Raw genomic sequence first — 6,127 nt, 5'->3', positions numbered from 1 at the left:
CTTCGAAAAGAATTTCATTTATAATCGCTGTGGTTTCCATAGTTGCCTCCATCTTTTGTGCAAGTTTGGGGGTCAGGTCTTTAAAATTAGCGTTTTTGCGGGGGGGGCGTCTCATGATGATTTATCCAATCCGTTATCAAACGGCCAAAAAGATCGAAATCGCCCAAGCGCTTTCTGAAGATGCTGAAGATGATCTCATCGTCGGTCTTTTCGTAACGATGAACAAGCATGTTCCTGAACGATGCCATGTTCTGGAAGGTCGTTAGATGCGCTTTCGGGATGACGCCATTTTCATGAAGGACCTGAAAAAGGTCCCGATATCCACCAGGCTCGCGCCAACGATGAAACGCTACGAAATGATTGGCGATGTCGATGACCTTCTCAATGCATAACTGGAGGTAGCGTTCGACGAAAGCACGCGCCCGGAGATCTCGCTCATAGGTCTGCCATGTAATGTCCTCCGCGTTCCGAAGCTCGGCCAGATATTCCCGAAGTTGGGATAGCTTACGAGAAAGAAGTTCCTTGTCCACCATAGCATCCGTCCTTTATCTCACTTCACGAAAGAGGTGTCGCGTGTCGAGGTATTCGGCCCGTGCCAGAACCTCTTGCCGGATGCGCTCGGTCTGGTCGTTTTCGCAAACAAGACGACCGTATTTCAGGATCTGGTGCTGAAGAAGCGGCCCCGCCTGTCCGAAGACGACCAGATCGACATCCCGCCGGAGACGACTGGACAGGTCCGCTTCAAGCTTCAATCGTTCACGACCGGAAATAGTCTTTTTCACAACGATCGCCAAGTCGAGATCGCTGTCCCGGCGATCTCTGCCGGTTGCCGTTGATCCGAATAAATAGGCGGCTGCTATCCGTTTCTTTCTCCGCAATACGGGGGTCAGGTCTTTAAATTTAGCGTTTTGCGGAGGGATCAGCAAGCGTTTAACCTCTTTCAAGACCTTATCCCCAAAAATTTTGATTATTTCTCCGGGGCCTGCTTACGGATTTGCTCCCCCAGAAGCTGCTGCAAGCTGGCAAGGGATTTGCTGTTCGAGGCGCCCTCCACTGTCTTCACCGCGATGTCCTGCACCTTCTGGTAGGCGGCCTCCAATTGCTTGGTCAAGGCGGTGACGCGCTCCGCCTGCTCCTTGGTCGTTTTTTCCAGCGCCTCGACACGGGCGGTGAAGACATTGCGCTCGCCCTCGGCCCCCTTCTTCAGCAGCTCTTCCCGGCTCTTGGCCTCCAGCAGCAGGCGCTCTGAGGTTTCCTTGACGGCTCTGTTGACGTGCGCTTCCAAATCCTTGGGGAATTGGGCAGCCCGCTGCCTGAGGTCGTTGAGTTCCCCCTCCTTGGCGGCGATGGCGGTCTCCCGCGCATTCAGCTCCTGTTCCACCTGTTCTTTTTTATCCTTGAGCTCCTGTTCCAGTTTTACCTTTTCGTAGGCCAGCCGCTCGGTAGCGGTCTGCTGCTCCCGCTTGAAGGCGTAGTCGAACTCCTCCTTTTCCCGTGTCTGCCGCTTCTTCTCTGCCGCATCCCGCTCCTTCACGACGGCGTCATGCTCTTCCTGCTCTTTTTTCCAGGCGCTGCGGGTACTTTCGACATCCTGCCGCAGGGATTCTTTTTTCTCGTCCATTTCGGACATGAATTCCTCACGCTTCTGATTCTGCGCCTCGATCAGGGCCGCCAGGCTGAGGGCTGTTTTTTCGATTTCGAAGAGCTCCGCAAGCTCCTTTTCCTTGGCGGTGATGGCGTTGCTCACGGCCACAAAGCGACTTACCTCGCCTTCCAACTGGTCCGATATGCCCGTCAGGGTCTTGCCGATTTCGAGCTTCAAGGCCGCGATGGACTTGGCAATCCCGTCCGGCGTGGCTGACTCGGCCACCTGCACGGCCTCCTTCGCCTTTTTCTCCTCGATTTTTTTCTCCGGCTTGAGTTCGCCCACCTGCTTATCCTCCAGCTCCTTCAGCAGACTGTTGTAAGCCTGCAGCATCTCTTGTTTCGTATTTGTCGTGGAAAGCTTTTTTTGTTTAGCGTCCATAGTTTTCCTTTCTTTTTTTGGGGGTCAGGTCTTTAAATTTAGCGTTTTGCGTAGGGGACATGATCCTAATTTACCTCGGCAAGCAGAGTAAAATATTCTTCGCGGGTTATATTGCCCGAACGCAGATTGTTCTTGATAATAAACACCGGAATCTCTCGCCAGTCAGGGATTACAATGGGCCTTGCAACACCATCTTTGGTATAAACGTAATGATCCCCTTCGATTCTGACACAAGAGAACCCGGCTCTTTCAAAAACCCTCATCAGTTTCTTCGCTGGTATAGGCGATATCTTTGGCATTTAACCATGAACCGACATAAGTTCGGTCGCAATTAGACGTGGTGTCTGCCAATCTCCAAAATCCGCTTTTTCATACCCCGATTCACTCAAAATATCCTCTAAAGTACCCATCCTTTCGGCTTCTTCAAGAAACAAGCGAACCGCAGTCTTTAGATTATTACGGGCCTCATCGACAGTGCCACCGCAACTGGAAACATCAAGTTTCGGCGAGTAGGCCACATACGTGTTGCTCTCTTGAAAAACCATGCTGTCAAATTCAAGATTAATCATTTCAAAACCTCCTTACTCGGCTTTCTTCGGGGGTCAGTAAAATTCGGGGGTCAGGTCTTTAAATTTAGCGTTTTTGCGGGGGCCGCTCCTGGCGCCCATGCCGAGAGCGCCGATGCCGGCAGATCGCTGGCAATCATGACCAATCCTCCCTTGCCGACAAACGCTTCAAACAGAGCAAATAACTCGACGGCTGTCTGTCGCCGGTTTCGCAGAAGCCAAATATTATCGATAAATAAGGCGTCCAGTCGCATCACAGATGCACGAAAGGCATGATAGGCCCCTTGTTTGATCGCGTCCACCATTTCCTGAATGAGGTCCAGCACACAACAATGCAGTAGATCGAAACCTTTTTGCACAGAAAAGTAACGGGCTGCCGCCTGCAGCATCTTTGTTTTTCCTGATCCGGAAGGCCCGTAGAGAACGATGATCCCTGAAGCGGGGAATTTTTTCGAGGTCATGTCCCATGCATCCGGAAGGGGCGGGTGGTTTGTCTTGCTCTCGGAATGAATTGTAATCGGCGCCCCTATGGGAAAAACGCTAAATTTCAAGACCTGACCCCGTAACTTGCCTATTTATTAGTCAGCTCCGCCCTCTGGATTACAGGAGCGCTCCAGGAAAAAAGGAAAAAAGATGGGGCAAAAACACTACCGGGCCGAGGGAAACCCGTCTGAATTCTGCAAGATGACCATTGCCGCGGCCTCGTTCTCTTCGAGCTGGCGGAGATCGTCCTTCAAGCGTTCGTACTCGTCGGCCTTCTTCTTCAGGAAACGGACGGTGAGACGCGCCCGCTCCTCGATTCCGGCGGGCGTCAGATGGTAGATGTAGGCGGCCTTGTGCTCGGACGTCAGGAAATTCTCGGTCTTGATCATCCCCTTGGCGATCATCGCCCGCAGCAGATAATTGACCTTCGCCAGGCTGATGCCTGCCAGCGCCGACAACTGCCGCTGCGTCGCGCGGGGGTTCGAGGATATCTCCCGCAGGATGTCGAGGGTCTCGTCGCTTTCAATTTTAGGCTGCATGAAAGACGCCATTGGATACCTTAGTTTGTTTTTTGAACGAGCATGCTTCTATCGAAGCACCCGACCCTTGTCAAGCTTTTTTTGGGGGTCAGGTCTTTAAATTTAGCGTTTTTGCGGAGGGTCATGGGGTCACTCCTCCCTTGCCACCTCGCTGTAGTGCTAATTCAACAATTTTCTTATATTCCTTCTGGGCCAGTCTGAAACCTTTTGCAACCAGCTCGTCAAGAGCCTTCTGGAATGAGCTGGCATCAACGTGATAGTAGCGCAATAATAATCCTACAGTACCGACGCAGGTTATCCCTGCCGATTCGGCAATTTTTCTACCATCCTTGTCATCAATCAGCAGGAGATCGGCGTTAAGTTCTCTGGATAGGACCATCAACTCAGCTTCCCCTTGATCAACGAGTGTCCTCAGAAAATCAACGGACGGGATGTTTTCAACATGAACCGTCTTTATCCAGGAAGCTGCAAGTATTTCCCGACTACCAGCACGCCTCCTTTTGTCACCTGCAACCTCAGACAGAACGGCTTCGGGGATATGGATCTGTGAAAAAAGCTCCTGCAATACCGAAAAGCGTCCGATGCTTGCCAATGCTATCAGTGGAGTCGAATTTGACACGACAACCGGATTCATGTAAGGAGCCTGTCCAGAGTTTCGACATCAACTTCCGCATCATCTGCAGTATAATTGACAGCACCTCCCCGTTCACCGAGCAGCCTGATCATCTCCCATTTATCTGAAAGGCCTGCCAGTTCGCGTGCCTTGCCCAGTGAAAGCTTCCCCTCGCGAAACAACTCTACCGCCAATGTTTTAAGGATGTAGTCGGGCAACTGCTTTCTGTTGACCGGTAGAGTCGTAAGTATTGATACCGGCATTTCGATATTCAATGTTGTTTGTCGCATAGATGCCTCCATAGTATTTTTGTAAGCGACCACAGGGTATTTTAAAAATTGTCAGCGGCTGCGTGATTATGTACCAAATCAGCCGGTTTGAAAATGATGCGATTTTGAGGACTATGGAAGAGCGGAAATGCTACCATATCCCTCATGTTGTGTCCTGGTTCAGCACCTAACCGGCTGTATGCAAAAGAAAATACATAAAGAAGAAGAATAAGGAAAGGAGAAAATCATGAATACGTCCTATAAAACCGGTTGCATCCTCTGCCCACAAAACTGCGGGCTGGAGGTCGAGGTAGAGAACAATCGCATGGTGAAGGTGAAGGGGGACAAGAGCAATGTCCGAAGTGAAGGTTACGTCTGCCGGAAAGGGATGAACATTGCCAATCACCAGCACAACGCCGACCGACTGAAATACCCCCTGAAGCGGGTAGGGAGCGCCTTTGAGCGCATCTCCTGGGAACAGGCCATAGACGAGATCGGGGCAAAGCTCAAGGAAATCGTCGAGCAGTACAGTCCCAGGTCTTTTGCCTATATGGGCGGCGGCGGTCAGGGCTGTCACTTCGAGGCGGCCTTCGGCGTCCGGCTCATGCGGGGCTTGGGTTCACACTACCACTACAGCGCCCTGGCCCAGGAGTTCTCAGGCATGTTCTGGGTTTTCGGCCGCATGTTTGGCCGCCAGCCTGTGTTCCCGGAGATTGATGCAGAGCAGACGGATTACCTCCTGACCTTTGGCTGGAACGGCATGCAAAGCCACCAGATTCCCCAGGCGCCCAAACAGCTCCTGCGGATTGCCAAGGACCCGGAAAAGATGCTCGTGGCAATCGATCCACGCCTCTCCGAAACGGCCCAAACAGCAAATCTCCACCTGAGCATCCGCCCGGGTACGGATGCCCTCCTGATGAGGGCCATGATCTCCATTATTCTCCAGGAGGGCTGGGAGAACAGGGATTACATCGAAAAGCATACCTCTGGCCTCGATGAGATCAGGGCCCTGTTCATGAATTTTGACGCCCGCGCCGCAATCCGCACCTGCAACCTCGATTTTGAACAGGTTCACGAAATCTGCCGACAGTTCGCAACGCGGAAATCCTCTCTGCGCTATGATCTGGGCATCTTGATGAACCGCCACAGCGCCGTATCGTCTTACCTGGCGGTGGTCCTGGAGGCGATCTGCGGGCGGATCGGTGTCTGCGGCGGCAATGTTTTCCATGGCGTATTGATGCCTTTAGGAAGTCACTCCGATGAGCGTGATCCCAAAACCTGGCGGACAATGGCCACCCATTTCCCTGCCGTCATGGGCTGTTTCCCTCCGAATGCAATGCCCGAGGAGATCCTCTCGGACAATCCTGAACGCCTCCGGGCGGTTTTCGTGTCCGGCGCCAATCCCTTAAGGTCATACGCGGACACTACAGCTTATGAGAACGCCTTCAAACGCCTGGATCTGCTCGTGACCGCGGAGCTGGCCATGACGGAAACGGCTGTCCTCTCCCATTATGTATTGCCGTCGCGATCAGCCTACGAATCCTGGGACGGAACCTTTTTTCCCATGACCTTTCCCGGAATCTACTTCCAGATGCGGCGCCCCATCATCGAACCGGACGGGGAACCCCTGG

At 52.5% G+C, this 6,127-nt stretch carries 10 protein-coding genes; 1 reads left to right on the top strand and 9 read right to left on the bottom strand.

Features of this window, described 5'->3' with window-relative positions; translation table 11 throughout:
* Positions 1 to 86: 86 nt before the first annotated feature.
* The 9 genes from K0B01_14480 to K0B01_14440 form a co-directional block, all read right to left on the bottom strand.
* Positions 87 to 533 (bottom strand): DUF86 domain-containing protein, encoded by a 447-nt coding sequence (locus tag K0B01_14480; GenBank protein MBW6487348.1) that lies wholly within the window; start codon positions 531 to 533, stop codon positions 87 to 89.
* 12 nt (positions 534 to 545) lie between these two features.
* A complete protein-coding gene (locus tag K0B01_14475) occupies positions 546 to 944 on the bottom strand; it encodes a nucleotidyltransferase domain-containing protein (protein MBW6487347.1) in 399 nt (132 codons plus the stop codon).
* A gap of 23 nt (positions 945 to 967) precedes the next feature.
* Positions 968 to 2,026, bottom strand: a complete 1,059-nt coding sequence (locus K0B01_14470) for a hypothetical protein (protein ID MBW6487346.1) — start codon at positions 2,024 to 2,026, stop codon at positions 968 to 970.
* 65 nt (positions 2,027 to 2,091) lie between these two features.
* On the bottom strand, positions 2,092 to 2,289 hold the full coding sequence (locus tag K0B01_14465; GenBank protein ID MBW6487345.1) for a type II toxin-antitoxin system HicA family toxin: 198 nt from the start codon (positions 2,287 to 2,289) through the stop codon (positions 2,092 to 2,094).
* 36 nt (positions 2,290 to 2,325) lie between these two features.
* Positions 2,326 to 2,595, bottom strand: a complete 270-nt coding sequence (locus K0B01_14460) for a hypothetical protein (GenBank protein MBW6487344.1) — start codon at positions 2,593 to 2,595, stop codon at positions 2,326 to 2,328.
* Positions 2,596 to 2,645: 50 nt separating this feature from the next.
* Positions 2,646 to 2,981 carry an ATP-binding protein gene (locus K0B01_14455; GenBank protein ID MBW6487343.1) on the bottom strand — a complete coding sequence of 112 codons (336 nt, stop codon included), beginning with the start codon at positions 2,979 to 2,981 and terminating at the stop codon, positions 2,646 to 2,648.
* Positions 2,982 to 3,239: 258 nt separating this feature from the next.
* On the bottom strand, positions 3,240 to 3,614 hold the full coding sequence (locus tag K0B01_14450) for a MarR family EPS-associated transcriptional regulator (protein ID MBW6487342.1): 375 nt from the start codon (positions 3,612 to 3,614) through the stop codon (positions 3,240 to 3,242).
* Between the two features lie 121 nt (positions 3,615 to 3,735).
* Entirely contained in the window at positions 3,736 to 4,248 is a 513-nt protein-coding gene (locus K0B01_14445) for a hypothetical protein (GenBank protein MBW6487341.1), read from the bottom strand.
* Positions 4,245 to 4,517 (bottom strand): UPF0175 family protein, encoded by a 273-nt coding sequence (locus tag K0B01_14440; GenBank protein MBW6487340.1) that lies wholly within the window; start codon positions 4,515 to 4,517, stop codon positions 4,245 to 4,247. The genes K0B01_14445 and K0B01_14440 overlap by 4 nt, the downstream gene beginning before the upstream one ends.
* A gap of 226 nt (positions 4,518 to 4,743) precedes the next feature.
* Here K0B01_14440 and K0B01_14435 point away from each other — a divergent pair.
* Positions 4,744 to 6,127 (top strand): molybdopterin-dependent oxidoreductase (locus K0B01_14435; GenBank protein MBW6487339.1); only part of this gene is annotated, 1,384 nt, incomplete at its 3' end.

Source organism: Syntrophobacterales bacterium, from assembly GCA_019429105.1.
In the GTDB taxonomy this organism is placed as follows: Bacteria; Desulfobacterota; Syntrophia; order Syntrophales; family UBA5619; genus DYTH01.
Note: the sequence above shows the minus strand (reverse complement) of the source record. Positions and strands in the feature narration are given on the sequence as shown.

Coding starts and splice junctions, on each gene's coding strand:
- K0B01_14480 (MBW6487348.1), bottom strand. CDS start 533: ATGGTGGACAAGGAACTTCTTTCTCGTAAGCTATCCCAACTTCGGGAA.
- K0B01_14470 (MBW6487346.1), bottom strand. CDS start 2,026: ATGGACGCTAAACAAAAAAAGCTTTCCACGACAAATACGAAACAAGAG.
- K0B01_14465 (MBW6487345.1), bottom strand. CDS start 2,289: ATGAGGGTTTTTGAAAGAGCCGGGTTCTCTTGTGTCAGAATCGAAGGG.
- K0B01_14460 (MBW6487344.1), bottom strand. CDS start 2,595: ATGATTAATCTTGAATTTGACAGCATGGTTTTTCAAGAGAGCAACACG.
- K0B01_14455 (MBW6487343.1), bottom strand. CDS start 2,981: ATGCTGCAGGCGGCAGCCCGTTACTTTTCTGTGCAAAAAGGTTTCGAT.
- K0B01_14450 (MBW6487342.1), bottom strand. CDS start 3,614: ATGCAGCCTAAAATTGAAAGCGACGAGACCCTCGACATCCTGCGGGAG.
- K0B01_14445 (MBW6487341.1), bottom strand. CDS start 4,248: ATGAATCCGGTTGTCGTGTCAAATTCGACTCCACTGATAGCATTGGCA.
- K0B01_14440 (MBW6487340.1), bottom strand. CDS start 4,517: ATGCGACAAACAACATTGAATATCGAAATGCCGGTATCAATACTTACG.